Source organism: Neorhizobium sp. JUb45, assembly GCF_004343585.1.
In the GTDB taxonomy this organism is placed as follows: Bacteria; Pseudomonadota; Alphaproteobacteria; order Rhizobiales; family Rhizobiaceae; genus Neorhizobium.
In genome coordinates this window covers 947,995-973,189 of sequence record NZ_SLYW01000002.1, presented here as the reverse complement: position 1 = coordinate 973,189, position 25,195 = coordinate 947,995, and the positions used below count along the sequence as shown (strand labels likewise).

General features: G+C 60.0%; 26 protein-coding genes. 9 read left to right on the top strand and 17 right to left on the bottom strand.

What is annotated here, in order from left to right:
* Nucleotides 1-5: 5 nt before the first annotated feature.
* The 4 genes from EDF70_RS11625 to EDF70_RS11610 form a co-directional block, all read right to left on the bottom strand.
* A complete protein-coding gene (locus EDF70_RS11625; RefSeq protein ID WP_132273459.1) occupies nucleotides 6-215 on the bottom strand; it encodes a hypothetical protein in 210 nt (69 codons plus the stop codon).
* Nucleotides 216-424: 209 nt separating this feature from the next.
* Nucleotides 425-1,747: a homoserine dehydrogenase gene (locus EDF70_RS11620; protein WP_132273458.1), complete on the bottom strand. Its 1,323-nt coding sequence runs from the start codon at nucleotides 1,745-1,747 to the stop codon at nucleotides 425-427.
* A 74-nt stretch (nucleotides 1,748-1,821) separates the two neighbouring features.
* Complete coding sequence (locus EDF70_RS11615; RefSeq protein ID WP_132273457.1) at nucleotides 1,822-3,042, bottom strand: LL-diaminopimelate aminotransferase; 1,221 nt, start codon at nucleotides 3,040-3,042, stop codon at nucleotides 1,822-1,824.
* Nucleotides 3,043-3,141: 99 nt separating this feature from the next.
* Entirely contained in the window at nucleotides 3,142-3,537 is a 396-nt protein-coding gene (locus EDF70_RS11610) for a hypothetical protein (RefSeq protein WP_132273456.1), read from the bottom strand.
* A 124-nt stretch (nucleotides 3,538-3,661) separates the two neighbouring features.
* On the opposite strand from EDF70_RS11610, the gene phaC reads away from it, so the two are divergent.
* Together phaC and sfsA are read left to right on the top strand one after the other, a co-directional pair.
* The gene (gene phaC / locus EDF70_RS11605; protein WP_132273455.1) at nucleotides 3,662-5,524 is read left to right on the top strand and encodes a class I poly(R)-hydroxyalkanoic acid synthase; all 1,863 of its coding nucleotides are present in this window, start codon (nucleotides 3,662-3,664) and stop codon (nucleotides 5,522-5,524) included.
* Between the two features lie 13 nt (nucleotides 5,525-5,537).
* Nucleotides 5,538-6,245 carry a DNA/RNA nuclease SfsA gene (gene sfsA / locus EDF70_RS11600; protein WP_132273454.1) on the top strand — a complete coding sequence of 236 codons (708 nt, stop codon included), beginning with the start codon at nucleotides 5,538-5,540 and terminating at the stop codon, nucleotides 6,243-6,245.
* Here the strand turns inward: sfsA and EDF70_RS11595 are convergent.
* Both EDF70_RS11595 and EDF70_RS11590 read right to left on the bottom strand, forming a co-directional pair.
* Nucleotides 6,242-6,523, bottom strand: a complete 282-nt coding sequence (locus EDF70_RS11595) for a type II toxin-antitoxin system RelE/ParE family toxin (RefSeq protein WP_132273453.1) — start codon at nucleotides 6,521-6,523, stop codon at nucleotides 6,242-6,244. The genes sfsA and EDF70_RS11595 overlap by 4 nt on opposite strands.
* Nucleotides 6,513-6,761, bottom strand: a complete 249-nt coding sequence (locus EDF70_RS11590) for a type II toxin-antitoxin system Phd/YefM family antitoxin (protein WP_132273452.1) — start codon at nucleotides 6,759-6,761, stop codon at nucleotides 6,513-6,515. Before EDF70_RS11590 ends, EDF70_RS11595 begins: the two co-directional genes overlap by 11 nt.
* A gap of 183 nt (nucleotides 6,762-6,944) precedes the next feature.
* Here EDF70_RS11590 and map point away from each other — a divergent pair, with 183 nt between their 5' ends.
* Both map and radC read left to right on the top strand, forming a co-directional pair.
* Nucleotides 6,945-7,781, top strand: coding sequence for a type I methionyl aminopeptidase (gene map, locus EDF70_RS11585; protein WP_132273451.1), 837 nt, complete (start codon nucleotides 6,945-6,947; stop codon nucleotides 7,779-7,781).
* A 1-nt stretch (nucleotide 7,782) separates the two neighbouring features.
* On the top strand, nucleotides 7,783-8,616 hold the full coding sequence (gene radC / locus EDF70_RS11580) for a DNA repair protein RadC (RefSeq protein ID WP_132273450.1): 834 nt from the start codon (nucleotides 7,783-7,785) through the stop codon (nucleotides 8,614-8,616).
* 18 nt (nucleotides 8,617-8,634) lie between these two features.
* Here the strand turns inward: radC and EDF70_RS11575 are convergent, their stop codons facing one another.
* Nucleotides 8,635-9,531 carry an SDR family oxidoreductase gene (locus tag EDF70_RS11575; protein WP_132273449.1) on the bottom strand — a complete coding sequence of 299 codons (897 nt, stop codon included), beginning with the start codon at nucleotides 9,529-9,531 and terminating at the stop codon, nucleotides 8,635-8,637.
* A 103-nt stretch (nucleotides 9,532-9,634) separates the two neighbouring features.
* Here EDF70_RS11575 and EDF70_RS11570 point away from each other — a divergent pair, with 103 nt between their 5' ends.
* Entirely contained in the window at nucleotides 9,635-10,483 is an 849-nt protein-coding gene (locus EDF70_RS11570) for a helix-turn-helix transcriptional regulator (protein WP_132273448.1), read from the top strand.
* 8 nt (nucleotides 10,484-10,491) lie between these two features.
* Here the strand turns inward: EDF70_RS11570 and EDF70_RS11565 are convergent, their stop codons facing one another.
* From EDF70_RS11565 to EDF70_RS11535, 7 genes are all read right to left on the bottom strand, one after another.
* On the bottom strand, nucleotides 10,492-12,303 hold the full coding sequence (locus EDF70_RS11565) for an ABC transporter ATP-binding protein (RefSeq protein ID WP_132273447.1): 1,812 nt from the start codon (nucleotides 12,301-12,303) through the stop codon (nucleotides 10,492-10,494).
* Complete coding sequence (locus tag EDF70_RS11560) at nucleotides 12,300-13,058, bottom strand: DUF1028 domain-containing protein (RefSeq protein WP_132273446.1); 759 nt, start codon at nucleotides 13,056-13,058, stop codon at nucleotides 12,300-12,302. Before EDF70_RS11560 ends, EDF70_RS11565 begins: the two co-directional genes overlap by 4 nt.
* Nucleotides 13,059-13,062: 4 nt before the next feature.
* On the bottom strand, nucleotides 13,063-14,847 hold the full coding sequence (locus tag EDF70_RS11555; RefSeq protein ID WP_132273445.1) for a gamma-glutamyltransferase family protein: 1,785 nt from the start codon (nucleotides 14,845-14,847) through the stop codon (nucleotides 13,063-13,065).
* Nucleotides 14,848-14,866: 19 nt separating this feature from the next.
* A complete protein-coding gene (locus tag EDF70_RS11550; protein WP_132273444.1) occupies nucleotides 14,867-15,739 on the bottom strand; it encodes an ABC transporter permease in 873 nt (290 codons plus the stop codon).
* Nucleotides 15,736-16,683 (bottom strand): ABC transporter permease, encoded by a 948-nt coding sequence (locus tag EDF70_RS11545; protein WP_132273443.1) that lies wholly within the window; start codon nucleotides 16,681-16,683, stop codon nucleotides 15,736-15,738. The genes EDF70_RS11550 and EDF70_RS11545 overlap by 4 nt, the downstream gene beginning before the upstream one ends.
* 69 nt (nucleotides 16,684-16,752) lie before the next feature.
* Nucleotides 16,753-18,198, bottom strand: a complete 1,446-nt coding sequence (locus tag EDF70_RS11540; RefSeq protein ID WP_245519148.1) for an ABC transporter substrate-binding protein — start codon at nucleotides 18,196-18,198, stop codon at nucleotides 16,753-16,755.
* Nucleotides 18,199-18,345: 147 nt separating this feature from the next.
* Entirely contained in the window at nucleotides 18,346-19,116 is a 771-nt protein-coding gene (locus tag EDF70_RS11535) for a FadR/GntR family transcriptional regulator (protein WP_132273441.1), read from the bottom strand.
* 224 nt (nucleotides 19,117-19,340) lie between these two features.
* On the opposite strand from EDF70_RS11535, the gene sthA reads away from it, so the two are divergent.
* Nucleotides 19,341-20,828, top strand: coding sequence for a Si-specific NAD(P)(+) transhydrogenase (gene sthA, locus EDF70_RS11530; RefSeq protein ID WP_132273440.1), 1,488 nt, complete (start codon nucleotides 19,341-19,343; stop codon nucleotides 20,826-20,828).
* Nucleotides 20,825-21,166, top strand: a complete 342-nt coding sequence (locus tag EDF70_RS11525) for a hypothetical protein (RefSeq protein ID WP_132273439.1) — start codon at nucleotides 20,825-20,827, stop codon at nucleotides 21,164-21,166. Before sthA ends, EDF70_RS11525 begins: the two co-directional genes overlap by 4 nt.
* Before the next feature lie 109 nt (nucleotides 21,167-21,275).
* Here EDF70_RS11525 and rpsD read toward each other — a convergent pair whose 3' ends face one another.
* Nucleotides 21,276-21,893 (bottom strand): 30S ribosomal protein S4, encoded by a 618-nt coding sequence (gene rpsD, locus EDF70_RS11520; protein ID WP_132273438.1) that lies wholly within the window; start codon nucleotides 21,891-21,893, stop codon nucleotides 21,276-21,278.
* 276 nt (nucleotides 21,894-22,169) lie between these two features.
* Between rpsD and EDF70_RS11515 the strand changes: the two genes are divergently transcribed.
* Complete coding sequence (locus EDF70_RS11515; RefSeq protein WP_245519124.1) at nucleotides 22,170-22,388, top strand: CopG family transcriptional regulator; 219 nt, start codon at nucleotides 22,170-22,172, stop codon at nucleotides 22,386-22,388.
* Nucleotides 22,385-22,819, top strand: a complete 435-nt coding sequence (locus EDF70_RS11510) for a TA system VapC family ribonuclease toxin (RefSeq protein WP_132273436.1) — start codon at nucleotides 22,385-22,387, stop codon at nucleotides 22,817-22,819. The genes EDF70_RS11515 and EDF70_RS11510 overlap by 4 nt, the downstream gene beginning before the upstream one ends.
* Nucleotides 22,820-22,822: 3 nt before the next feature.
* On the opposite strand, the gene EDF70_RS11505 is transcribed toward EDF70_RS11510, so the two are convergent.
* A complete protein-coding gene (locus tag EDF70_RS11505) occupies nucleotides 22,823-24,346 on the bottom strand; it encodes an ATP-binding protein (protein ID WP_165931994.1) in 1,524 nt (507 codons plus the stop codon).
* Nucleotides 24,347-24,503: 157 nt separating this feature from the next.
* Entirely contained in the window at nucleotides 24,504-25,136 is a 633-nt protein-coding gene (locus tag EDF70_RS11500; RefSeq protein ID WP_132273435.1) for a LysE family translocator, read from the bottom strand.
* Nucleotides 25,137-25,195: the final 59 nt, after the last annotated feature.

Sequence of the window (25,195 nt, the reverse complement as noted above, 5' to 3'; positions counted from 1 at the left end):
AGGGGTCAGAATAACCAGACAAGGAACGCGATCACCATCGCGAAAAATGCCGGCACGGACAACAGAACCAGAAGAGCCGCCCAATTGCGCGTCCCCTGGAAATCGTCGTCACTTTCGCTTCCCTTCCAGCCATCGAGCAGTCGAATATCAGCAATCCTGTCTGCTGCAGCGCCGACGATCAAACGTGACAGGTCTTCCGCCACACCCAATGACATTTCAGAGAGCCTCCCATACTTAATTTTTTCAATTCTATACACCAGACCCAAATACAAAACCAGCCCAAGGGTTTCACGGGTAAAATATTACCAAAAATAAACTTAATGCATTTCAGGTCCTCAGCAAAAATGCCGCCAGCGGCGGCATCTCATACTTTAGATCCAGACATTCTTTAAGAGTAAACTATCCGTGATCGGATCAGTATATATCAGAATGCTTTGGGTCGCTCGATGCGGATTACCTGCGGTTCTCCGGCTAGATATGTACCGGACTTGATAGCATCAACCGCCTTGCGGATGGATTGTTCCGTTGTCGCATGGGTGACGAGGATGATCGTCTTCGACCCGGAATCCGCTTCCGAACCCTTGGCACGCTGAACGATCGATTCCAGCGAAATGCCGTTATCTGCCATGCGCGTTGCCACATCGGCGAAAACACCGGCACGGTCGAGCACGGTCAGGCGGATGAAATAACCGCCCTCATGGCTCTGCATCTGCGCGCGGGTGTAAGGTGCAAGCGACGCCGCCGGATTGCCGAGAACCGGCACACGCTGGGCACCCGGACGGCTCTTGGCGATATCGGCAATGTCACCGAGAACGGCCGAGGCCGTGGCGTTGCCACCGGCGCCGGGGCCGACCATCAGCAATTCGCCGAGAATGTCGGATTCGATCGCCACCGCATTGGTGACGCCATCCACCTGAGCGATGACGCTGTCATGCGGCACCATGGTGGGATGTACGCGCTGCTCGATACCGGTATCGGTACGAAGGGCTACACCAAGCAGCTTGATGCGATAACCGAGATCGGCCGCCGCCTGAATGTCTTCGATCGAGATGTTGGAAATGCCCTCGAGGTAAATCTCGTCAGCCGCGATCTGCGTACCGAAGGCAAGCGTCGTCAGGATGGCAAGCTTGTGCGCCGTGTCGTTGCCTTCGATATCGAAGGTCGGATCGGCTTCTGCATAACCGAGGCGCTGGGCTTCCTTGAGGCAGGCTTCGAACGAAAGACCTTCCTTCTCCATCCGGGTCAGGATGTAGTTGCAGGTGCCGTTCATGATGCCGTAGACGCGCGACACAGTGTTGCCGGTCAGTGATTCACGCAGCGCCTTGATGACCGGAATACCACCGGCAACGGCGGCTTCGTAGTTCAGCAACGCGCCCTTGTCTTCGGCCATCACGGCAAGCTCGACGCCGCAACGGGCGAGAAGCGCCTTGTTGGCGGTCACCACATGCAGGCCACGCGAGAGTGCGGCACGGACTGACTGGTCAGCGGCGCCCTCGGCACCGCCCATCAGCTCGACGAACACGTCGATATCAGCGGAATTGGCCATGTCGACAGCCGAATCGAACCACTGGATGGCAGACAGATCGACACCGCGGTCACGGCTCTTGTCGCGTGCGCTGACCGCCGTAATCGTAATCGGGCGTCCACATGTCCTGGCGAGCTCGTTTGCACGTTCGCCAAGAATGCGCACCAGGGACGAACCCACGGTGCCAAGACCCGCAATGCCGATTTTGAGGGCGTCAGCCATCTGTCTTTTCCTGATTTTGTTTTAGAAAGGCGGGGTGGCCGGAACTATCATCCGGCCACGGAAGAGAAGTCTACTCAGCGATGCGCGTTGAGCGAGATCACATTGTGCATGGTCTCGTCGGCGGTCGACATGAACTTCTTGATATTGCGGGCAGCCTGACGGATACGGTGCTCGTTTTCAACGAGTGCGAGGCGAACGTAATCGTCGCCCTGCTCGCCGAAACCAATGCCCGGCGCCACGGCCACATCGGCCTTCTCGACCAGCAGCTTGGAGAATTCAAGCGAACCGAGATGGCGGAATTTTTCCGGGATCTTTGCCCAGGCAAACATGGTCGCTGCCGGCGGCGGCACTTCGAAACCGGCCTTGCCAAAAGTATCGACCATCACATCGCGACGACGCTTGTAGACATTGCGAACTTCGGCAATGTCGGTCCCGTCTCCGTTGAGCGCATGCGTTGCCGCGACCTGGATCGGCGTGAACGCACCGTAATCGAGGTATGATTTCACACGCGTCAGCGCGGCGATCAGGCGATCATTGCCGACGGCAAAGCCCATGCGCCATCCGGGCATCGAAAACGTCTTCGACATCGAGGTAAACTCGACGGCGACATCGATAGCACCCGGAACTTCCAGCACCGACGGCGGCGGAGCGTTCTCGTCGAAATAGATTTCCGAATAGGCAAGGTCCGACAGCACGATCAGCTCATGCTTCTTCGCGAACGCGATCACGTCCTTGTAGAAATCCAGCGAGGCGACATGCGCCGTCGGGTTGGACGGATAATTGATGATCAGGGCCAGCGGCTTCGGGATCGAATGCTTGACCGCACGCTCCAGCGGCGGAAAGAAGCTTTCATCCGGCTCGACCGACATCGAGCGGATCACGCCACCGGCCATCAGAAAGCCGAATGCGTGGATCGGATAGGTCGGGTTCGGGCAAAGGATGACATCGCCGGGCGCCGTGATGGCCTGCGCCATGTTGGCAAAGCCTTCCTTCGAGCCGAGCGTAGCCACAACCTGCGTATCAGGATTGAGCTTCACGCCGAAACGGCGTGCGTAATAGGCGGCCTGGGCACGACGCAGACCCGGAATGCCCTTGGACGACGAATAACGGTGCGTGCGCGGGTCCTGAACCACTTCGCACAGCTTGTCGACGATCGCCTTTGGCGTCGGAAGGTCGGGATTGCCCATGCCGAGATCGATAATGTCCGCGCCACCCGCTCGTGCGCTGGCCTTCAAACGGTTGACCTGTTCGAAGACGTAGGGCGGAAGGCGCCGGACCTTATGAAACTCTTCCATGTCTCTCCCCTTGGAAGGATAAAAGCCTTGAACCGCAACCAATGCGGCTCACATCAGGCTGGAGGCGTGCTTTGCGACCAAATTGGCGCAAACGCAAGCCTAGTTGCCCGAGATTTTCGCGTCAGCGTCGGTTACGTGACCGGTTGCGACGGCCTGCAGTTCGGCAACGCGTTTCTGGTACTCCCGCTCCGAGATCGCACCACTGCTGCGCGCCTTCGCCAGTCGCGACATCTGCGATTCCTGCGTGGTATAATCGGCATCGTCGATCTGGGTGTTGGCAGCCGTCAACTGACCGCCAAAAGTCGGATAGGTATTGGTCTGCTTGCGGAGCACCGGCCCTGGCGCCGGAACGTTGCTCGATGAAACCACGGTGGCCTGCGGTGCCGTGTTGGGAATGCCGTCATCCAGCGCAAAGCAGCCGGACAAGCCTGCCGGAATGGCAATCAGGACAGCCACAAAAGACAGTCTGCCGAACCCGTGCCTCATTTTTTCCATTCCCTGCGTCCACCTTTTATCGAAACGTCCGTTGGCGAACGCCAATCGCCGGACTTGTATTCGCTTTCGAGCACCATGTACAAACGAAAACGGACTTTAATTCAACACAGACCGGACGGCCAGCGTGAGCGCAAAAAAAGACCAGACCGGCAGTGAAAAAAGCCAGGCTTTCCCCGGCTTTGATCCCGCGTCCGTGGAAGACTATCTGGTCAAGGATCCGCATGCTCTCGCCATGAACCTCGCCCGCGCCGCCGAAAATTTCGGCAAGGCCGCGACGGAATGGCTGGGGCCGCGCGAACGTGGCGAGCTTGTGGATACGCTCGATCCGCTGACCGATCTCGTCAAAACGCTGTCGAAAGTGGCCGAATACTGGATGGCGGAACCGCAGCGGACGCTGGAAGCGCAGACCCTGCTTCTTTCCAGCTACATGAGCATATGGTCGCGCTCCGTCGCCCGTTTTTCCGGTGAGCCTGTTCCGCCGGAACCCGACCTGCCCAAAGACAAACGATTCGCTGACGAGGACTGGTCGAAAAATCCGTTCTTCGCGGTTTTGCGGCAGGCCTATGTCGTCACCGCCGCGTGGGCCGAACAGCTGGTGAAGCAGGCGCAGGATCTCGACGAACACACCCGCCACAAGGCCGATTTCTATCTGCGTCAGGTAACGGCAGCGCTTTCGCCCGCCAATTTCGCACTCACCAACCCCGAAGTGTTTCGCGAAACGGTCGCCTCGAGCGGCATCAACCTCGTGCAGGGTATGCGCAGGCTGGCCGAGGACATCGCCGCCGGCGGTGGCGAACTGAAGCTGCGACAAACGGATGAAAGCCGCTATGTCATCGGCAAGGATCTGGCGATCACGCCTGGCAAGGTCGTGGCACGCAGCGAGATCTGCGAAATACTCCAATATGCGCCGACCACGGAAAAAGTATTCAAGCGGCCATTGCTGATCGTGCCGCCCTGGATCAACAAGTTCTACATTCTCGACCTGACGCCGCAGAAAAGCTTTATCCGCTGGTGCGTCGAGCAGGGCCACACCGTCTTTGTCGTTTCCTGGGTCAACCCGGATGCGCAGCATGCAAAGATGGGCTGGGAAAGCTACATAGAAGACGGTATCGATTTTGCGCTGAAGACGATCAACAGCGCCACCGGCGAACGCGATATCAATGCCATCGGTTATTGCGTCGGCGGCACATTGCTGGCCACGGCGCTGGCCTTGCATGCCCAGTCCAGCAACAAACCAAGGTCGCGTCAGCCGCGTATCGTTTCCGCCACGTTTCTGGCCGCGCAGGTGGATTTCACTCATGCCGGCGATCTGAAAGTGTTTGTCGACGAGGAACAGCTGGCCATTCTTGAAAAACACATGGCCGATGTCGGTTACCTCGCCGGTTCGAAAATGGCGACGGCCTTCAACATGCTGCGCGCCTCCGAACTGATCTGGCCTTACGTCGTCAGCAACTATCTCAAGGGTCGCGATCCCCTGCCCTTCGACCTGTTGCACTGGAATGCCGATTCGACCCGCATGACACCGGCCAACCACGCCTATTACCTGCGCAGCTGCTATCTCGAAAACGCGCTGAGCCAGGGGCGGATGGAAGTGGCGGGCAAGACGATCGCGCTGTCCGACATCAAGATTCCGGTCTACAGCCTCGCCACCCGCGAGGATCACATCGCGCCGGCAAAATCCGTTTTCAAGGGCAGCGCATTGTTCGGCGGCCCGACCGAATTCGTGCTGGCGGCTTCCGGCCACATCGCCGGCGTGGTCAACCCGCCCGAGCGCCAGAAATATCAATACTGGTCCGGCGCGCCGCTGTCCGGCACGTTCGACGACTGGCTTTCCGCCGCCTATCCCGAAGACGGATCATGGTGGCCACACTGGCACGCCTGGATTACCGCGCAGGACGACGCCCACGTGCCGGCACGCCAACCGGGCGGCGACAAGCTGAAGCCGCTGGGCGATGCGCCCGGCACTTACGTTCTCGTGCGAAGCTAAGCCCTTTCAAAAAATGCATTTTTCCTCACCCCTCGTGCCGGCCACGCTGATCAGCCGCTACAAACGTTTCCTGTTCGACGCCGTGCTGGAAGACGGCCGCACAATCACCGGCTCCTGCCCCAATACCGGCTCGATGCGCGGCCTGACGACACCCGGCTCACGCATCTGGTTGTCAGAGCACGACAGCCCCACCCGCAAATATCGTCACATGTTCGAGATGATCGAAGCAGACGGCACCACAGTCGGCATCAATACCGGCCTGCCCAACAAGCTCGCGGAAGAAGCCATCCTTGCCGGCATCGTGCCCACCCTTGCCGGTTACGATCTGCTGAAGCGCGAACAGAAATACGGGCTGAAATCGCGCATCGATTTTCTGCTGTCGGGCGAAGGGCGGCCGGATTGTTATGTCGAGGTCAAGAACGTGCATTTCATGCGCACACAAGGTCTTGCCGAATTTCCAGACACGGCCACCATACGCGGCGCCCGCCATCTGGACGAGCTCGGCGACATGGCGCAAGCCGGCCACCGCGCTGTGATGCTCTACGTGATCCAGCGCAACGATTGCGATGCCTTGCGCATCTGTGGCGATCTCGACCCGGTTTATGCCGCCGCTTTCAAGCGTGCGGCGGCGCGAGGCGTTGAGGCCTATGCGCTGGCCTGCGAGGTTTCACCGCAAGCGATTACCGCAACGAGACTCATCGAAGTGGAAGATTTGGCCTAACGATCGGCCGCGGCGCGATAGGCAGCGTTTTTGTCGCGTCGGCCAACCGCCACCACCAGCACAACCAGTTGCGCATCCCGCACTTCATAAACCAGCCGGTATCCCGCCGTCCTCAGCTTGATCTTGTACCGATCCCGCGCTCCATGCAGCCTTGCTGATGGCACGCGCGGATTTTCCAATCGCTCGGCCAGCTTCTTCCTGAATTGCTCACGGATATTGGCGTCGAGCTTTCGCCATTCCTTCAAGGCTGGATCGAGAAAGGCCAGTTCATAGCTCATCCAGACTGACCTTGATCACCGGCTCGCCCGCCCTTTCGTCGGCAATCGCATTCAATTCCAGGTCTTCAAGACGGTCCATCATCACCTCATAAGCCTTGGCCGGAATGCAATAGAATGCCGGCTCATTGCGATTGAGGATGGCAACGGGGGCGCCATCGCCAGCGGCAACGGTTCCCATCGGATTGCGCTTCAGTTCCGAAACACTGGCCGTGACCTCGGCAAGGACAATACTGACCATCGCTCTATTCTCCGCACATTTAAGAGCACCTTAAATAGCACTCGAACAAGCGGGATGAAAGTCCTGTCCGGCGATGCGGCCATCAGATTGCCACTACAAATCCGCATCCCCCAAAATCAAGGTAATGGACGAACCCCGCCCACCTCCTTTATGAACGGGTGGAAATGGTATGAAGGCACGGCAATGGTAAGTTACATCGACGCGGATTCCGCACCCTTGAAGAACAACGGCGCGATCCGGCTTTATTCAGCCGAGGATTTCGCTGGCATGCGCAAGGCGTCGCAACTGACCGCGCGCTGCCTCGATGAACTGGCGTCGCTGGTCAAACCCGGCGTTACAACCAGTGCGCTCGACCGTTTCGTCTTCGAATTCGGCATGGATAACGGCGCGCTGCCGGCCACGCTCGGTTATCGCGGCTACAAATATTCCGTCTGCACGTCGCTCAACCATGTCGTCTGTCACGGCATGCCGGATGACAAGCCGTTGCGCGAGGGCGATATAGTCAACATCGACGTCACCTATATTCTCGATGGCTGGTACGGCGATTCGAGCCGCATGTATCCGGTCGGCCAGATCAAGCGCGCCTCCGAGCGGCTGCTGGAAGTCACCCATGAATGTTTGATGCGCGGTATTGCCGCCGTACGCCCCGGCGCCCGTATCGGCGCCATCGGTGAAGCCATCCAGACCTATGCCGAAGCGCAGCGCTGCTCCGTCGTGCGTGATTTCTGCGGCCATGGTGTCGGCAAGATCTTTCACGATACGCCGAACATCCTGCATTACGGCCGCGCCGACGAAGGCCCGGAAATGCGCGAGGGCATGATCTTCACCATCGAGCCGATGATCAATCTCGGCAAGCCGCATGTAAAGGTTCTGGCCGATGGCTGGACCGCCGTCACCCGCGACCGCTCTCTGTCGGCACAATACGAACACGCCGTCGGCGTCACCGCCACCGGCTGCGAAATCTTCACGCTGTCGCCGGGCGGCCTCGATCGCCCCGGCCTGCCACCAATAAAGGGCTGATATGGCTAAACCTCCCGCCTTCCCTTATCCTGACGGTGAAAATTCCGCAGACAAGGCGGAGGCGGACGGAGGTTTTGTCGACGAACGCGGCTTCTTTTCCGAGCAACCGGGCAAGCGCGACAACATCAAGAAAGCCATCGAGGCGAGCGGCGTGACGGAGCCGCCCGCCCATTATCTCGGACACCGGGAACGGCTGCGCGAAAAATACCGCGACCATGGCGACACGTCGCTTGCCGATTATGAAATCCTCGAACTGCTGCTTTTCCGCTCTATCCCGAGACGCGATACAAAACCGCTCGCCAAAATCCTGATCGCGCGGTTCGGCACGCTTGCCGGTGTGCTGGGAGCACCGCTTGGACTGCTGCAGGAGATAAAGGGCATCGGCGAGAATGTGGCGCTGGACCTGAAACTGGTCGCCACAGCCGGCCAGCGCATGCTGAAAAGCGAGCTGCGTGAGAAGCAGGTACTGTCCTCATGGTCGTCGGTGATCGACTACTGTCATGCCGCCATGGCCTTCGAAAGCCGCGAGCAGTTTCGCATCCTCTTCCTCGACAAGCGCAATACCCTGATCGCCGATGAAATCCAGGGCAAGGGCACGGTCGATCACACGCCGGTCTATCCGCGCGAAGTGGTGCGGCGCGCACTGGAACTCTCCGCTACCGCCATGATCCTTGTCCACAACCATCCGAGTGGCGATCCGACACCGTCCCGCGCCGATATCGACATGACCAAAACGATCATCGACACCGCAAAACCGCTCGGCATTGCGGTGCATGACCACATCATCATCGGCAAGGACGGCCATGCCAGCCTCAAGGGTTTGAGGCTGATCTGACCGTCCGCCCGCATATCGTCAGCCGGTGAAATAGGCATCCTGATCGAGATCGACGAGCAGGCCCGGCTGGGTCGGTTTCCATCCAAGCCAGGCTGCGGTCTTTGCACTCGATGTCGGAGAATCCATGCCTGCAAAATGCGTGAACCAGCCGAAATGGCTCGCGGCCTCGTCACCCGATCTTGAGACGACCGGCAGGTTCAGGCGCCTGCCGATGATCTCGGCAATCTGGCGGAACGGAATGCCTTCCTCCGCCGATGCATGATAGCGCGGTTCCGTTGCACCATGCTCCAGCGCCAGCCGATAAACGCGCGCGGCATCGATGCGGTGCACGGCCGGCCAACGGTTCTGACCTTCGCCGATATAGGCGGCAACGCCTTTTTCGCGCGCCAGATTGATCAGCAGGGGCACGAAACCATGGTCGCCGACCCCGTGCACCGATGGCGGCAGGCGGACGATGGCGGCGCGGACGCCACGTTCGGCGGCGGCCGCCGTCGCTTCGTCGGAGGCGGCCCGCGGAATGACGGAGGCGTCCGCATTCGGCAAATCGTCTTCCGTCGATGGCCGGCCAAGCTGCAGAAGCCCGGTGCCCGAGGTCACCAGCAGGGGACGATCCGATCCGGCAAGTTCATCCGCCAGTGCGGTGATCACCCGCCGATCCGCCTCGCAGTTTTCCTTGAATTTGGAAAAATCGTGGTTGAAGCCGGTATGGATGACACCATCCGCCTTTGCCGCACCGGCCCGCAGGCTGGCATGGTCATCCAGCGAACCACGGTGAACCTGCGCACCCGCTGCCTCAAGCTGTATGGCCCCAGCATCGGAACGGGCCAGCCCCAGAACCTCATGTCCGGCATCCAGAAGATCCCGCACGACGGCCGAACCGACAAAACCCGTTGCACCCGTAACAAAGACACGCATATGAAACCTCATGCTCGCTGTTGATCGGCTTCAACTAGAGCCATGGGTCAGGTGTTAAAAGCCGTGACCTTATACCGGTATCACAACTAACAGGCTGACGCTCATGCCCGGAACAGAGACAGTGCAGGACGACAATCTGCTTGGTGACTATCTGCGCGATCGCCGAGCGAAACTCGATCCGGCCGATTTCGGAATTGTCGCTTCGCGCCGGCGCACACCCGGCCTACGCCGCGAAGAAGTCGCCCAGCGCGCCAATGTCAGTGCCACCTGGTATACATGGCTGGAACAGGGTCGTGGTGGCGCACCCTCGGCTGATGTGCTCGATCGGCTGGCCAAGGCGCTGGCGATGAGCGGCGTCGAACGTGACCATCTGTTCCTGCTCGCCCAGCATAGATTGCCGGCGCTGCGGCAACGGCCATTGGAGCCGGTCTCCGCGCAATTGCAGCGCGTTCTCGATTCGATGGAATTTTCGCCGGCACTGGTGCGCACCGCGCTTTGGGATGTCGTTGCCTGGAACGATGCCGCTGCCGCCATTCTCTACGACTATGCGACATTGCCTGCCGAGCAGCGCAACATCCTGAAACTGGTGTTTTGCAATCCCGACAGCCGCAATCGGGCGATCGACTGGGAGACAACTGCCCGCAACGCCGTGGCGGCTTTTCGGGCGGAAGCGATGCGGACCGGCAGCATGCAGGCGGTGCAGGCCATGGTCGAGGAGATGAGTGCTGCCAGCCCGGAATTTGCAGCGATCTGGAGCGATTACGATCTGCAGAACTACGGCGAAGGTCTCAAACGCATGCGCCATGCCGCAGCCGGCGACCTGTCACTCGAATATTCATCCTTCGCCGTCGATGGCAGGCAGGATCTTGGCCTGATGATCTTTACGCCGGCAACGGCCGCTGACGCGGAGCGCATCAGGGCCTTTCTCAGTGAAAAACGGCGGAAGAACTGACCGTCCGGTTACCCCACCTGCACCATATGGCCTTCCGACACTTCGCGATATTCGCGAACCGGCGGCTGGTAATCCATGCCGCGCACCGGGCTTTTCAGTTCTTCATTGGTGATGCCACGGCGAATGCCGCGACGCGCCGGATCCGGCACCGGCACCGCCGCCATCAGCTTCTTTGTATAGGGATGCTGCGGGTTCTCGAACACCGAGGCACGCGGCCCGATCTCGACGATTTCGCCCAGATACATCACGGCGACGCGGTGGCTCACACGTTCGACGACCGCCATATCGTGGCTGATGAACAGGAAAGCGATGTCGAGGCTCTGCTGCAGATCCAGCATCAGATTGCAGACCTGCGCCTTGATCGACACGTCGAGCGCCGACACGCTTTCATCGGCCACGATCACTTTCGGATCGAGCGAGAGCGCGCGGGCAATGGCGATACGCTGGCGCTGGCCGCCGGAAAATTCGTGCGGATAACGATCCGCCATATCCGGCGACAGGCCAACCTTTTCCAGCAGATCGGCGGTCTTTTCCTTGGCCTGTTTGGCGGTGCCGAGCCTGTGCTTGATGAACGGCTCGGAAATCGCCGAGCCGACGCTCATGCGCGGGTTGAGCGACGAGAACGGATCCTGGAAGATCATCTGCACGCTCTTGCGCAACTGCCGCAGCCCGACCGGGTCCAGCCGCATGACGTCGTAACCGTCCAGTGACACTTCGCCGCTGGTGGGCTCGATCAAACGCATGATCGAACGACCGGTTGTGGACTTGCCGCAACCGCTCTCCCCCACCAGCGACAATGTCTCGCCCTTGAACAGGTCGAACGAGACATTTTCCACCGCATGCACCGCGCCGGTCTGGCGCGAAAACAGGCCGGAGCGCACGGGAAAGCGGGTAATGAGGTTCTTGACCGCCAGAAGCGGCGTCTTGCCCTTGCCGACCGTGTCGGACAATTCGATCGGCTCGGCCGCCTCTCCCGTCTTCACATCGACGATCGGAAAACGTGTCGGGCGCTTGCGTCCTTCCATCGATCCGAGTTTCGGTACGGCCGACAAAAGCGCCCGCGTATACGGATGCTGGCCGCGGAGAAAGATGTCTTCGGTGGCGCCGGCTTCGACCTGATCGCCACGAAACATCACGATCGTGCGGTCAGCAATCTCGGCGACGACGCCCATATCGTGGGTGATGAACAGAACGGACATGCCCTCCTCTTCCTGCAGGATCTTGATGAGGTCGAGGATTTGCCCCTGAATGGTGACGTCGAGTGCGGTCGTCGGCTCGTCCGCGATCAGGAGTTTTGGCTTGGAGGCCAATGCCATGGCAATCATCACGCGCTGGCGCATGCCGCCGGAAAACTGGTGCGGATATTCGTCGAAACGCGACGAAGCGTTCGGGATGCGCACCTTTTCCAGCAGCCGCACCGTCTCGGCGCGCGCCTCGCTCTGGTTCATGCCCTTGTGGCGGATGAGAACCTCGGAAATCTGCCGACCGATCGTAAAGATCGGGTTCAACGAGGTCATCGGCTCCTGAAAGATCATCGCGACATCATTGCCGCGCACGCCGCGCATTTCCTTTTCCGAGAGCGCCAGAATGTTCTGGCCGTTCAGCAGAACCTCGCCCTCGATCTTGCTCGAGCCCTGCGCCAGCAGACGCATGATCGACAGCGAGGTGACGGATTTGCCCGAGCCGGATTCACCAACGATGGCGACCGTTTCACCGGCATGCACGTCGAAGGAAATGTCGCGAACGACGGTCTTCCAGCCATCGCCGGTCTTGAACGAGGTGGAGAGATTGCGGACGGACAGAACGGGAGCGTTGGTCATAGGGGCTTCCATGGAGTTGCGAAGGAGGCGGATGGCAGGCCCTTGGCCACGCGTTCCGCTTCCAGCGCCGCAATCTTGCGGTCGATTTCGGTCCGGTCGGTCAGACCGTGAGGATTGTTGCGTGTCGGCATGGTCTCAGCGACATGCAGGAAACGTTCATGCGCAACGGCCAGCAGCCGCCGCAATTCGGCAAGCGGATCGGTATGGTCGTCGGCGCGAATGTCGAGCCAGGGGTAATCCTGATCACGGTAAAGAACGAGCGCTGCCGACTGTTTGCCGCGCTTGTCGCCGCCGGCCTGTTCGCCGGCATCCATGGCATCGAGCAGGCGTTCGGCCAGCGGCTTGCCCGCCCCTTCGCGGTAAACGCGCATCGTCTCTTCGATGACATGCGGCCCGGCCAGCATGTTGCCGGCCACGGACACGCCGTCCTCGACTAGATGCCCGGCCCAGTCGATGCATTTTTCACCGGTGAAGGCGGCATTGCGGCCGTCTCTATCGATCAGATGCATCTGCCGCTGTTGATGGCCATCATCACGCTGCGTCAGTGCGCTGATGATGGCGTCGGGTGCCAAACCCTCCGCCAGCATTTTCAGGCCGTCCGTACCGTAAAGCGGGCTGACAAAAGCCTGCGTGGCGATCGCGCCGATACTGCCGCGGAGATGCGGCACGGCCGAACCAACCGAAAAGAACCGGCTGGCAACGGCAATGCCGAAATGACCCGTCTCAGCTTCGCGTGCAACGATCGACCACGTCATGGTTTTAGCGTCCGATCGCGTAGGCTTGCATCAGGCGCGGCGTCGCCGCTGCCTTCAGCAGGCCATCGGCCTCGCGCTTGGCGGCGGTCAGGCGGCCGACCGTCCAGGCATCCGAGACGGTGACATCGTGACCACGCTTGCGCAGGTCGCCAAGCGCCGCCTCGCCGACATTGGCTTCCACCATGATATTGCCCGGCTGGCTGGTGCGCGGATAAAACGAACCCGGAAAATGGGTGGTGTGGAACAGCGGCATGTCGATCGTCGCCTGCAGGTTCTTGCCGTGGTGCACGTAGCGCAGGAAGAACGGCAGCTGCCACTGGTCCTGCTGGTCGCCGCCGGGCGTGCCGAAGGCAAGCGTCGGGCGGCCCTGATGCAGCGCCAGAGACGGCGTCAGCGTGGTGCGCGGACGACGGCCCGGTGCCAGCGAGGTCGGCAGGCCTTCCTTCAGCCAGAACATCTGCGCACGAGAGTTGAGGGCGAAACCGAGACCCGGCACGATCGGCGAGGACTGCAGCCAGCCGCCGGACGGCGTGGTCGAGACCATGTTGCCCCAACGGTCGATGACGTCGATATGCACGGTATCGCCGCGCTTTTCGGAAAGATGCGCCATGGTCGGCTCATAGACGGCGCCCTTGCCGCTATAGCTTGCCAGCATCGACATGGTGAGGTCGTGCTGGTTTTCGAAGCCGGGAAGCTTGCCGGGACGCAGTTCGTAAGACGCTTCTGCGCCGATCAGCTTGCGGCGCTCGTCGTTATAGGCGTCCGACAGCAGCGTCTGGATCGGCACCTGCGCGAATTCCGGGTCGCCGTAATAGACTTCACGGTCGGCATAAGCGAGCTTCATCGCCTCGACGACGGTATGCACGAATTCCGGGCCGGTCGGATCCATCGATGCCAGGTCGATCTTGGAGAGCAGCGCCAGCGACTGCAGGAGAACCGGGCCCTGCCCCCAGCTCGGCGTCTTGGCCACGGTCCAGTCGTGATAATCGTAGGTCTGCGGCGCTTCGATCGTGGCGCTCCAGTCGGCCATGTCGGCGGCGGTCAGCACACCCTTGTGCTTTATGCCGCTGGCATCCATCACTTCGGCGGTCTTCAGAAAATCCTCGATCGCTTCAGCAACAAAGCCACGATAGAAAGCGTCGCGTGCTGCATCAACCTGCGCCTCGCGGCCGGTCGCAGCCTCGGATTCGCGGATGATGCGCTTCCAGGTTTCGGCAAGCACCGGGTTCTTGAAGTTCGAATGCGGCTCAGGCGCGGAACCGCCCGGCAGCCATGTCTCGTAAGAGGTCGGCCATTCCTTCTGGAAAAATTCGGCAAGGCCCTTGATGGTGGCCGAGACGCGCGGCAGCACCGGATGACCGTGTTCGCAATAATAGATCGCCGGCTCCAGCACGTCGCGAACGGACATCGTGCCGTAGTCGCGCAACATCAGCATCCAGCCATCGAAGGCGCCGGGAATGACGGTGGAGAGAAGGCCATCGCCGGGGATGAGCTTCAGGCCTTCCGACGTGTAGTGTTCGATTGTGGCGCCAGCCGGCGCCGGCCCCTGCGCGCAGATGACCTCGACCTTGTCCTTCTTCGTCGAATAGATGATCGCCGGCATGTCGCCGCCGGGGCCGCAGAGATGCGGCTCGACAACCTGCAGCACGAAACCGGTCGCGACGGCGGCGTCAAAGGCGTTGCCGCCCTTTTCCAGGATGGCCATGCCCACAGCGGAGGCGATCCAGTGTGTGGAAGTCACGACACCGAACGTGCCGAGGATTTCGGGTCTCGTCGTAAAGTCACTCATGCTTGCATTCCTTGAGAGATTAGCTTTCACGCGGGTCGAGCGCATCGCGCAGACCGTCGCCGAGAAGATTGAAACCAATTACGACGAGGAAGATCGCCGCGCCCGGCCACATCGCCATCCATGGCGCCTGGCTCAAAAAGTTCTTGGCGACATTGAGCATCGAACCCCAGGAGGGTGCCGGTGCCTGCTGACCAAGACCGAGGAAGGAGAGAGAGGCTTCGGCAATGATGGCGGTCGCCACCGTCAGTGTGGCCTGCACGATGATCGGCGCAAAGACGTTGGGCAGGATGTAGCGCGTCATGATGTCGACATGGCCGAGACCGACCGAACGCGCGCCCTCGACATAGTCTTCCGTCTTGACGGCCAAAACCTGGCCACGGGTCAGCCGCACGAAGATCGGCATTGCCGACAGGCCGATGGCAATCATCGCATTGGTGAGGCTCGGGCCGAGGAAGGCTGCAAGCGCGATTGCCGTGATCAGGAACGGCATGGCCAGCAGCGCTTCAGTGACGCGCTGGATGACCTGATCGACCCAGCCGCCAAAGTAACCGGAGAGCAGACCGAAGGGCACGCCGATGGCAACGGCGATGGCGACCGAGACGACACCGGCCATCAGCGAGGCGCGTGCACCCCAGATCATACGGGAGAGGATGTCACGGCCGAGATCGTCGGTACCGAGCCAATGGGCAGCAGACGGCGCCTTGCGGATCGCCCCCCAGCTGGTGGCGATCGGATCGGGGATCGGCAGGATCGGTGCCGCGATGGCGAGGATGGCGAAAAAGGCGATGATCCCCAGGCCGACCAGCGAACCACGGTTGGCCTTCATCTTACGCCATGCCCGGCTTTTTTCACGCGGCTTCAAAATCGGAGCGGTCTGTTCGATCACGGTCATAGCGTTGCCCTCAGACGCGGATTGAGAAGGACGTAGAGCACGTCGGCGATGAGGTTCATGACGATGAAACCGATGGCCGTACACATGACGATGCCCTGTACGACGGCGTAATCGCGGGTAAAGACGGCATCGACGGTCATCTTGCCGAAGCCGGGAATGGTGAAGATCTGCTCGGTCAGCACGGCGCCGGCCAGCAGTTCACCGAACAGCAGCGCCGAAAGCGTGATGATCGGCAGAAGCGCGTTGCGGAACGTGTGGCTGAGAATGACCTCGCGGGGCGAAAGACCTTTTGCACGGGCGGTGCGGATATAGTCGGAACTCAGCACGCCGAGCATGGCGGAGCGCGTGTGGCGCATCAGCTGTGCGGCAAGGGCCGTCGACAAAACGAAGGCCGGCATGATCATGGTTTTAATCGAGCGCACCGGATCGACAAAGATCGATTCGTAACCGGACGCAGGCAGCCAGCCGAGTTGCACCGAGATCAGCAGGATCAGCATGATACCGAGCCAGAAATTCGGCACCGACAGGCCGGAAAGCGCCACGATATTGGCGATGTAGTCGATTGCCCGGTTCTTGTAGACGGCTGCCAGGATGCCGGTCGGAATACCGATCACCAGAGCAAAAATCATCGCCATCACGGCAAGCTGGATGGTGACCGGCAGTTTCTGGCCGATCAGCTCGAGAACGGGCTGGTTGGTGCGCAGCGAAATCCCGAAGTCACCCATCAACATGCTGCCGAGCCATGAGAAATACTGCATGATCACGGGATCGTTGAGGTGATATTTTTCGCGCAGGAACGCGAGTGTCGCCGGATCGCGCTCTTCACCCGCCATGGCGAGAATGGGGTCGCCCGGCAGAAGTTTCTGCAGCGAAAACACGAAGATCGAAATGATCAACAGCGTCGGGATCGCGACCAGAAGCCGCTTGCCAATATAGACAGGCATGTCATCGCCCTCTTTGATAGTGGGAGACCGCGCGGACGTTGTTGTCCGCGCGGCGATCGTATGTCGGGATTACTTCTTGGAAACACCCAGCAGACGCATCATGCCATCCGGCGACGGCGCAAAGCCTTCGACCTTCTTGGAAATGGCATAGGCATAGGGCTGATGGCCGAGATAGATGATCGGCATGTCATCGTTGAGGATGACGCTGACAGCATCATACTTTTCCTTGCGCACGGCTTCATCCGGCGAAGTGCGGGCTTCGTCGAGCAGCTTGTCTACTTCCGGGTTGCAATATTTCACGTCGTTGATGCCGCCCTTGCAGGTGACGAACTGGTGAACATTGCCATCAGGATCAATACGGCCGGACCAGTCGGAACGGCTGAGCTGATAGTTGCCGGCAGTCTGTTCAGACAGCAGCGTTGCGAATTCGGTCGCCTTCAGCGACACGTTGAAACCCGCTTCCGCAACCATCGACTGGATGACCTGCATCATCTGCGTCTGCGTAGTGTTGTTGGCGTGCTGCAGTTCGATGTCGAGCGTCTCGTAGCCCGCTTCCTTCATCAATTGCTTTGCCTTTTCAACATCACGGGCCGGCACCGGAAGGTTCTTGTTGAACCACGGGCTGGTCGACGGGAACGGCTGGTTACCTGCCAGCGACGTGCCTTCAAAAACGATCTGGCCGATTGCTTCGCGGTCGATTGCCAGCGAGAAAGCCTGGCGCAGGCGCTTGTCCTTGCCGAGCGGGTTGTCGGCGCGTGGGCCATTGTTGACGTTGGCGTACATGGCCATGTAGCCCGGGCCGATGACGTCTGCATAGGTCAGGTTCGCATCATCCTTCACGGACTGCGCATCGGAGGCCGAGATACGCTCGGCGATGTCCAGATCACCCGAACGCAGGTTAGCGAGCTTCACCGTTGTGTCCGGGATCGGCAGGAAGGTCAGCTTGTCGACCTTGATCTTGTCCTTGTCCCAGTAGTCGGCAAACTTTTCGAGAACGATACGGTCCTGCTGGATGCGCTCGACGAACTTGAACGGGCCGGCGCAGACCGGCTTGGAACCAAAATTGGCGCCGAGTTCCTTGGCGGCCTTGGGAGCGACGATCATGCCGGCGCGATCGGTCAGCTGTGCGAGCAGCGTAACGTCAGGCGATTTCAGCGTGAACTTCACTTCCAGCGGGCCAGTCGCCTCGACCTTGGCAACCGAGGAAAGCTCGCTCTTGCGGCGCGATTCCGGCAGGGTCAGGTTACGTTCGATCGTGTAGACGACGGCCGCCGCATCCAGGGTTTCGCCGTCGTGGAATTTCACGCCTTCGCGGATCTTCATCGTCAGAACCTTGCCCTCTTCGGACCAGGCCCATTCTGTAGCCAGCTGCGGCACGACCTTCATGTTCTGGTCGATGTCGACCAGCTTGTCGCACATCGAGGTATAGACGATACGACCGACGAAAGTGCGCGACTGCGCCGGATCGAGAACGTCGGCATCGTCATTGAGGCCGATGCGCAATTCGGCAGACATGACTGGTGCGGCCAGGAAGGCGCTGGCCAGCAGTGCCGAGGTGAATGCGGAAAATTTCTTCATGTTCGTTCCTCTGGTCTGATTTATCTCTGTGTCGGCATTGTTCTTTTTGGCCGCCCGAAAAGGTGCGGCAGGCATTTCGACGGTTCAGGATGCGGCGCTGAGACGATCTCCCTCGTCATCAATGATTTCCAACGCAGCAATCTCCTTGTCCGTAAGTCCGGCGGCATCGAGTGAGGTTGCACGGATAAGTCGTTCCTGGTGCATCAAGAGATGCAGCCGCATCGCTTCGCTCGCCTTGCCCGGGTCACGCTCCGCGATCGCATCGACGATGGCATGATGCTGCAGATATGAGGCACGCGGATTCTTCCCGACGCGACGGGCACGCTCGCGGATCGACTGCCACGCCGCATCCTGACGGATGCGGTTGATGACATCGAAGATCGACAGAAAAAGCTGGTTTCCGGCACTCTGGGCGATCTGCCGATGCAGCGCGCCATCCCAAAGCTCCTTGGAATCGGCATCCGTGCTCTGGCCGATTTTTTCCGCCAACGCCCGCATACGCTCAATCTCTGCCGGTTTTGCCCGAAGCGCCGCCAGTTGCGCCAGCTGCGGCTCGATGCGCAGGCGCACCTCCATGATTTCCATGATGTCCGTGCCGGCCACCAGCGCCTCGACATGGCTGCTCCAGCCATCGGGCTTTTCACCAACGAAGGTCCCTGCCCCCTGACGGCGCCAGATCAGGCCTTCCGATTCCAGCACTTCGAGCGCGCGGCGTACGGAGCGACGGCCCACCCCCATCATCTCGGAAAGAGCGCGTTCGGTCGGCAGCTTGTCATCGGCGAGGTCACCACTGGCGATCAGCGCCCGCAGGCGCTCCAGGGCGTAGGCCGAATTGTCATGGGATACTTCGCTCACCGGCGGACCATTTACTGAACCAATCTTGAATTGGTCCCAGACAAAGACATTTTAACGTTTGCGTCAAGCTAGATTTTCATCATTTTTTTGCGCTGCACAAACGATGTGCAGGTGCGTAAAATTTCTGCCGGGCGCAATCAAACGTTCAGAAAAATAGAGTAGATATTGCGACAATTGGTCGCCATATTGCGAACTCGACCGAGCACCAGAAGCCGGAGTTTTTTATGAACCATTATGATCTGATCGTCGTCGGCAGCGGCCCAGCAGGCCGCCGCGCAGCCATACAGGCCGCAAAGCTGGACAAGAAAGTCCTTGTCATCGAACAGGGCAAACGTGTCGGCGGCGTCTCCGTCCACACCGGCACCATCCCGTCCAAGACGCTGCGTGAGACGGCACTCAATCTTTCCGGCTGGCGAGAGCGTGGCTTTTACGGCCTCTCCTACCGCGTCAAGCAGGAGATCAGCGCCGAAGATCTGCGCCGCCGCCTGCTGATCACGCTCGACCACGAAGTCGAGGTCCTTGAGCACCAGTTCTCCCGCAACCGCGTCCATCTCATGCGCGGCAAGGCGACATTCGTCGCCAAGGACACGCTGGCGATCGAAAAGGACGACGGCGAAATCCTGCACGTCAATGGCAACAGCATCCTGCTCGCCGTCGGCACAAAGCCGTTCCGCCCCGATTACATCCCGTTCGACAACGAGACCGTTCTCGACAGTGACGAGCTGCTGGATATCGCGCGCCTGCCGCGCTCGCTGGTGGTTATCGGCGCCGGCGTCATCGGCATCGAATATGCCACCATCTTCTCCGCGCTCGACACCGCCGTCACCGTCATCGATCCGAAATCGACCATGCTCGATTTCATCGACAAGGAAATCGTCGAGGACTTCACCTACCAGCTGCGCGACCGCAACATGAAGCTTCTGCTCGGCCAGAAGGCTGAAAAGGTCGAGCGCCTGCCCGATGGCAAGGTTTCCGTGACGGTCGATACCGGCCGCCGCATCATCGCCGACATGGTCCTGTTTGCTGCAGGCCGCATCGGCGCCACCGACAGCCTGAACCTTGCTGCCGCCGGCCTTGAAGCCGACAGCCGTGGTCGCCTGCGCGTTAACCCGGAAACATTCGAGACCTCCGTGCCCGGCATCTTTGCCGCCGGCGATGTCGTCGGCTTCCCGAGCCTTGCCTCGACCTCGATGGAACAGGGCCGCATTGCCGCCCGCGTTGCCGTCGGCGCCATCACCAAGGAACCGCAGAAATACTTCCCTTACGGCATCTATGCCGTGCCGGAAATTTCCACTTGCGGCCTGACGGAAGAAGAGATGAAGGAACGCGGCATTCCCTACGAATGCGGCATTGCGCGTTTCCGCGAAACCTCGCGCGGCCACATCATGGGCCTCGACAACGGCATGCTGAAGCTGATCTTCTCGCTGAAGACCCGTCGTCTTCTCGGCGTCCATATCATCGGCGAAACAGCGACCGAGCTCGTGCACATCGGCCAGGCCGTGCTCAACCTCAAGGGCACCGTCGAATATTTCGTCGAAAACACCTTCAACTATCCCACACTTGCCGAAGCCTACAAGATCGCCGGCCTCGACGCCTGGAACCGCATGGGCCCACCTGTGCCTAAGGAAGAAATCGTCGCCGGCCAACCCGCTGAAAAGGTGACTGCAGCCGAAACCTCCGAGCCGCAGAAGAAAAAAGCCGCCACCAAGTGAGGCGACCGCTCGGCAAGGAACGTTTGCGTTTTGGCCAGCGCCACCCGGTGCTGGCCTATTTCGCCACTCTGACGGTCATCCTGCTGTTTGCACTGTTCCCGCTGATCTCGGCACTCACCAGCATCTCGGTCGCGGATGCGGCTGGCTGCCGCGTCGATGAAGCCGGCAGCTATCCGTGCATCATCTTCGGCACCGATATCGGAGAACTTCTGGCTTTTCTCTTCGTGCTCGGCTGGCTGGGCATGGCAACGGTGCCGCTCGGGTTCATCTGTTTCCTCGTCTGGACCGGCTTTGTCATCGCCCGGATCATCCGCAAGCGCCGCCTGTCGCAGCAATAGAAAAAACAACACCAACGCAAAAAGCCGCCTCCGAAAGGAAGCGGCTTTTTCGTATGGCAGATACAAAAACGGCCCCTTGCGGGGCCATTTCCGTAAATTTTCGTCGCGATTAACGCGAGTAGAATTCGACGACGAGCGACGGTTCCATGATGACCGCGTACGGCACATCCGAAAGCGACGGTACGCGAGCGAAGGTGGCAACCATTTTGTTGTGGTCGACTTCGATATAGTCCGGAACGTCGCGTTCAGCGAGCGAAACGGCTTCGAGAACCGTTACCAGCTGCTTCGACTTCTGGCGAACTTCGATAACGTCGCCGGCCTTGCAACGGTAAGAACCGATGTTGACGCGAACGCCGTTGACCGTGACGTGGCCGTGGTTGACGAACTGACGGGCAGCGAAGACCGTCGGTACGAACTTGGCGCGGTAGACGATGGCGTCCAGACGCGATTCCAGCAGACCGATCAGGTTTTCACCGGTGTCGCCCTTGCGACGGTTGGCTTCTTCGTAGGTCGCGCGGAACTGCTTCTCGCGGATGTCGCCGTAGTAGCCCTTCAGCTTCTGCTTGGCGCGCAGCTGCACACCAAAGTCCGAAAGCTTGCCCTTGCGGCGCTGGCCGTGCTGGCCGGGGCCGTATTCGCGGCGGTTAACCGGGGACTTCGGACGACCCCAGATGTTTTCGCCCATACGGCGGTCAATTTTGTACTTGGACGATTCGCGCTTGCTCATCGCATTTCCTTTCGAACGGTTACACCGGTCTGTTGCCAAACCGGATGAAGGAAACACGCCCTCCTCTGAACCTCGTTTTAGAAGTTCTGACAGGCTTCTCACGGTAGCGACCGGAGAGTGCCACGGGACATGTCATTAAAACACCGGGCTTTGATACCCGGCGCTGGCGCGGTGTTTATGGGCCTGTCATGGAATTGTCAACTGCGCGATGCGTTGAGGGATCGAAGAGTTGTGCGTATAATCATATGACAGACAGCCCAAAGGTGATCCATGCAGATGAACCTTGACATCGATGACGACGTTTTTGAGGCCGCGAAGAAAATCGCAGAGAGCGAGGAACGGCAAATTGGTGACGTCATATCAGAGCTTGCCCGCAAATCGCTGACGCCATTGCGGTGGGAAATGAGAAACGGGGTTCCGTTAATTCCCAAACAGTTTGGATCAAAGCCGGTGACGATTGATATTGTCAACGCGCTCAGGGACGACGAGTATTGACCTCACTACTGGACGTCAATGTTCTGATCGCTTTGGCCGACCGCCACCATGAAAACCACGATGTTGCTCATCGCTGGCTGGGACGGAACGGGGCCAACGGCTGGGCAAGCTGCGCGATCACAGAAAACGGCCTGGTCAGGATCGTATCCAATCCACGCTATCCCAACAGCACCAAGTCTCCCGCCTTGGTAATACAGATGTTAGCGATGCTGCGACAAATGAGCGGCCATGTCTTCTGGAATGACTGCATCAGCCTGCTGGACGACAGCATTTTTCGGACTGACGAGATGATCTCGCACAAACAGGTAACAGATATCTATCTTCTGGGCCTCGCCCGCAGCTACCGAGGGTATTTCGCCACATTCGACAGGCACATCCGCGCGCAAGCCGTCATCGGTGGACGCGATGCGCTCCACATCATCGAGATCTAAAAACTACTCGGCCGCGATCTTGAGGTCACCCTCGTCAGGCGCTTCGGCGCTGCCCGGTGCCGTTTCGGCCTGCAGATCGGGGAAAGCGACGATACGTTTTCCGGAAAAATCCGCATGCACGACGATCAGCCCCTGCTCCTCGAAATACCCCAGCAGGCGGCGGGCGCGGCGGGCGGAATGGGTGCCGTAAGCACGGGCGATACGGGCGTCGGACGGGCAAGGCTCAGCCCCGAGCGCCGCTTTCGCCATCATCAGGAACACGCCCTGAAGGTCGTCCGAAACGCCGTTGGACAGCGAAAGCACAGTCGCCCAGGCTTCACTCGTTGCCATGGTCGCATCTACGCCTGAACGGGCAATCGCCGTGCGGCGGCGGAAATCGCTGAGCGAGATCGGCGATCCGGGCAGGCGGCGCATGCGGGCGCGCACCAGAAAATCCTGATAGAGAACGGCATCGGTGCGATAGGCCGATTGCGGATCGTCGAGGATTTCCGCCATCACCGCCATAAGGCGCTCTTCCCGCTCCTCCTCCGACAGTTCCGGCACCGGTACACGCGGCTCAGACGGCGAAGGCTGCATCACGGCCGGCGTCGAGCGAGAAAGCTCGGCCAGAATATCGGTTGTCGGGCGCGGCGTAGGCGTCGGGCGGCGCACAGCGGTCAACGGGCGCGAAAATTCTTCGGGGTCGGGCGTAAAGATCAGGTCTTCGACATCCTGCGGCGCATCCGGCAGCGGCATCAGCTTGGGGCTGGACGAACGCGCAGAAGTTTCCACCGTGCCGATGACGATCGGCAACGGACGGCGCGACAGGGCCGGGCCGAGCGCGACAAAATTGCCGCGCTTCAGATCGCGGAACATTTCTGCCTGACGACGATCCATGCCGAGCAGATCGGCGGCGCGCGCCATGTCGATATCGAGAAAGGTACGACCCATCAGGAAGTTGGAGGCTTCAGCCGCGACGTTCTTGGCAAGCTTTGCCAGACGCTGGGTGGCGATGACCCCGGCCAGACCACGCTTACGGCCACGACACATCAGGTTGGTCATCGCGCCGAGCGACATTTTTCGCGCATCTTCGGAGACGTCACCGCCAACCGATGGCGCAAACATCTGCGCTTCATCGACCACGACCAGAACCGGATACCAGAAATCACGGTCGGCATCGAACAGGCCGTTCAGGAAAGCGGCGGCAGCGCGCATCTGCTCTTCGAGATCGAGGCCTTCGAGCGTCAGCACGCAGGAGACGCGGTTCTTGCGGATACGGTTGGCAATGCCGGCAAGCTCAGCCTCGGTGCGCTCACCATCGACCACGACATGGCCAAACTTGTCGGCCAGAGTGACGAAATCGCCTTCAGGATCGATGACGACCTGCTGCACCCAAGGGGCGGACTGCTCCAGAAGACGGCGCAGAAGATGCGACTTTCCGGACCCGGAATTGCCCTGGACAAGAAGACGCGTCGCCAGCAGCTCCTCGATATCGAGCTTGGCGGCGTCCCCTCCTGCCAGGTTGCCCATATCGATGCCGACCTGCAATGCACTGCCCTCGTCTATATCGCTAACGGATTGATATCTTTGTTATCGCTGCACATGGCAGCGCAAGAGCGCCAAACGCTCTCCGTGCCTATAACAGAGATCGGGATTCGTTTCGCGGTGCAAGAGGCGAAATGCACAGTCTTTGCATTTGCAGCTTTCAAGCCGCGCGTTTGAGGCCCAGCGACAACAGCCCTGCCCCGATCATCAGCGAACCGCCGGTGCGATTGACGATCGTCTGGACTTTTGGCTTGCGGATCGTGTCGCGAGCCATCGATGCCAGCAGGCCATAAAGTGCTGCGTTGATTGTGGCCAGCACAAGGAATGTCACTTCGAAGACGGCCATCTGGAACAACAGCGGTTTTGCCAGATCGAGAAACTGCGGCAGGAAAGCCACGAAAAACACGATACTTTTCGGATTGAGCGCGGTGACGGCATAGGTGTGCAGAAACACTTTTAGCGGCCGCACTGCTGGCGCATTCTCTCCCGCATCGACGGCCTGCCCTGCCACGGGCGCACGCCAAAGCTTGATACCGAGATAGATCAGATAACCGGCGCCAACCCATTTCAGCAGCGTGAACAGCATTGCCGAGGTCGCCAGCAAGGCGCCAAGTCCCAGCATCGAGGCGGTCATGGCGGTGAAATCACCGAGCGCCACGCCTGCCACCGTCGCACTGGCGACCTTGCGTCCGTGGCTGAGCGAATAGGAAATGACCAGAAGAATAGTCGGACCGGGAATGGCCAGAAGAACCGCCGAAGCAGCAACGAAAGCAAGCCAGTGTTCGAGCGACATGAAATCCCCTCCCGGAAAACCGCAGCAAGCCACGGAAGCGTCAGGCTGGCAAGATCAAT

What these genes read in the sequence shown, in the direction of transcription:
- radC (WP_132273450.1), top strand. Translation starts at nt 7,783, where the DNA reads ATGGCTAAACCTCCCGCCTTCCCTTATCCTGACGGTGAAAATTCCGCA.
- EDF70_RS11610 (WP_132273456.1), bottom strand. Translation starts at nt 3,537, where the DNA reads ATGGAAAAAATGAGGCACGGGTTCGGCAGACTGTCTTTTGTGGCTGTC.
- EDF70_RS11570 (WP_132273448.1), top strand. Translation starts at nt 9,635, where the DNA reads ATGCCCGGAACAGAGACAGTGCAGGACGACAATCTGCTTGGTGACTAT.
- sfsA (WP_132273454.1), top strand. Translation starts at nt 5,538, where the DNA reads ATGCATTTTTCCTCACCCCTCGTGCCGGCCACGCTGATCAGCCGCTAC.
- EDF70_RS11575 (WP_132273449.1), bottom strand. Translation starts at nt 9,531, where the DNA reads ATGCGTGTCTTTGTTACGGGTGCAACGGGTTTTGTCGGTTCGGCCGTC.
- EDF70_RS11550 (WP_132273444.1), bottom strand. Translation starts at nt 15,739, where the DNA reads ATGACCGTGATCGAACAGACCGCTCCGATTTTGAAGCCGCGTGAAAAA.
- EDF70_RS11540 (WP_245519148.1), bottom strand. Translation starts at nt 18,198, where the DNA reads ATGTCTGCCGAATTGCGCATCGGCCTCAATGACGATGCCGACGTTCTC.
- EDF70_RS11500 (WP_132273435.1), bottom strand. Translation starts at nt 25,136, where the DNA reads ATGTCGCTCGAACACTGGCTTGCTTTCGTTGCTGCTTCGGCGGTTCTT.
- EDF70_RS11515 (WP_245519124.1), top strand. Translation starts at nt 22,170, where the DNA reads ATGAACCTTGACATCGATGACGACGTTTTTGAGGCCGCGAAGAAAATC.
- EDF70_RS11565 (WP_132273447.1), bottom strand. Translation starts at nt 12,303, where the DNA reads ATGACCAACGCTCCCGTTCTGTCCGTCCGCAATCTCTCCACCTCGTTC.
- EDF70_RS11555 (WP_132273445.1), bottom strand. Translation starts at nt 14,847, where the DNA reads ATGAGTGACTTTACGACGAGACCCGAAATCCTCGGCACGTTCGGTGTC.
- rpsD (WP_132273438.1), bottom strand. Translation starts at nt 21,893, where the DNA reads ATGAGCAAGCGCGAATCGTCCAAGTACAAAATTGACCGCCGTATGGGC.
- sthA (WP_132273440.1), top strand. Translation starts at nt 19,341, where the DNA reads ATGAACCATTATGATCTGATCGTCGTCGGCAGCGGCCCAGCAGGCCGC.
- EDF70_RS11590 (WP_132273452.1), bottom strand. Translation starts at nt 6,761, where the DNA reads ATGGTCAGTATTGTCCTTGCCGAGGTCACGGCCAGTGTTTCGGAACTG.
- EDF70_RS11595 (WP_132273453.1), bottom strand. Translation starts at nt 6,523, where the DNA reads ATGAGCTATGAACTGGCCTTTCTCGATCCAGCCTTGAAGGAATGGCGA.
- EDF70_RS11625 (WP_132273459.1), bottom strand. Translation starts at nt 215, where the DNA reads ATGTCATTGGGTGTGGCGGAAGACCTGTCACGTTTGATCGTCGGCGCT.
- EDF70_RS11615 (WP_132273457.1), bottom strand. Translation starts at nt 3,042, where the DNA reads ATGGAAGAGTTTCATAAGGTCCGGCGCCTTCCGCCCTACGTCTTCGAA.
- EDF70_RS11560 (WP_132273446.1), bottom strand. Translation starts at nt 13,058, where the DNA reads ATGACGTGGTCGATCGTTGCACGCGAAGCTGAGACGGGTCATTTCGGC.
- map (WP_132273451.1), top strand. Translation starts at nt 6,945, where the DNA reads ATGGTAAGTTACATCGACGCGGATTCCGCACCCTTGAAGAACAACGGC.
- EDF70_RS11545 (WP_132273443.1), bottom strand. Translation starts at nt 16,683, where the DNA reads ATGCCTGTCTATATTGGCAAGCGGCTTCTGGTCGCGATCCCGACGCTG.
- EDF70_RS11620 (WP_132273458.1), bottom strand. Translation starts at nt 1,747, where the DNA reads ATGGCTGACGCCCTCAAAATCGGCATTGCGGGTCTTGGCACCGTGGGT.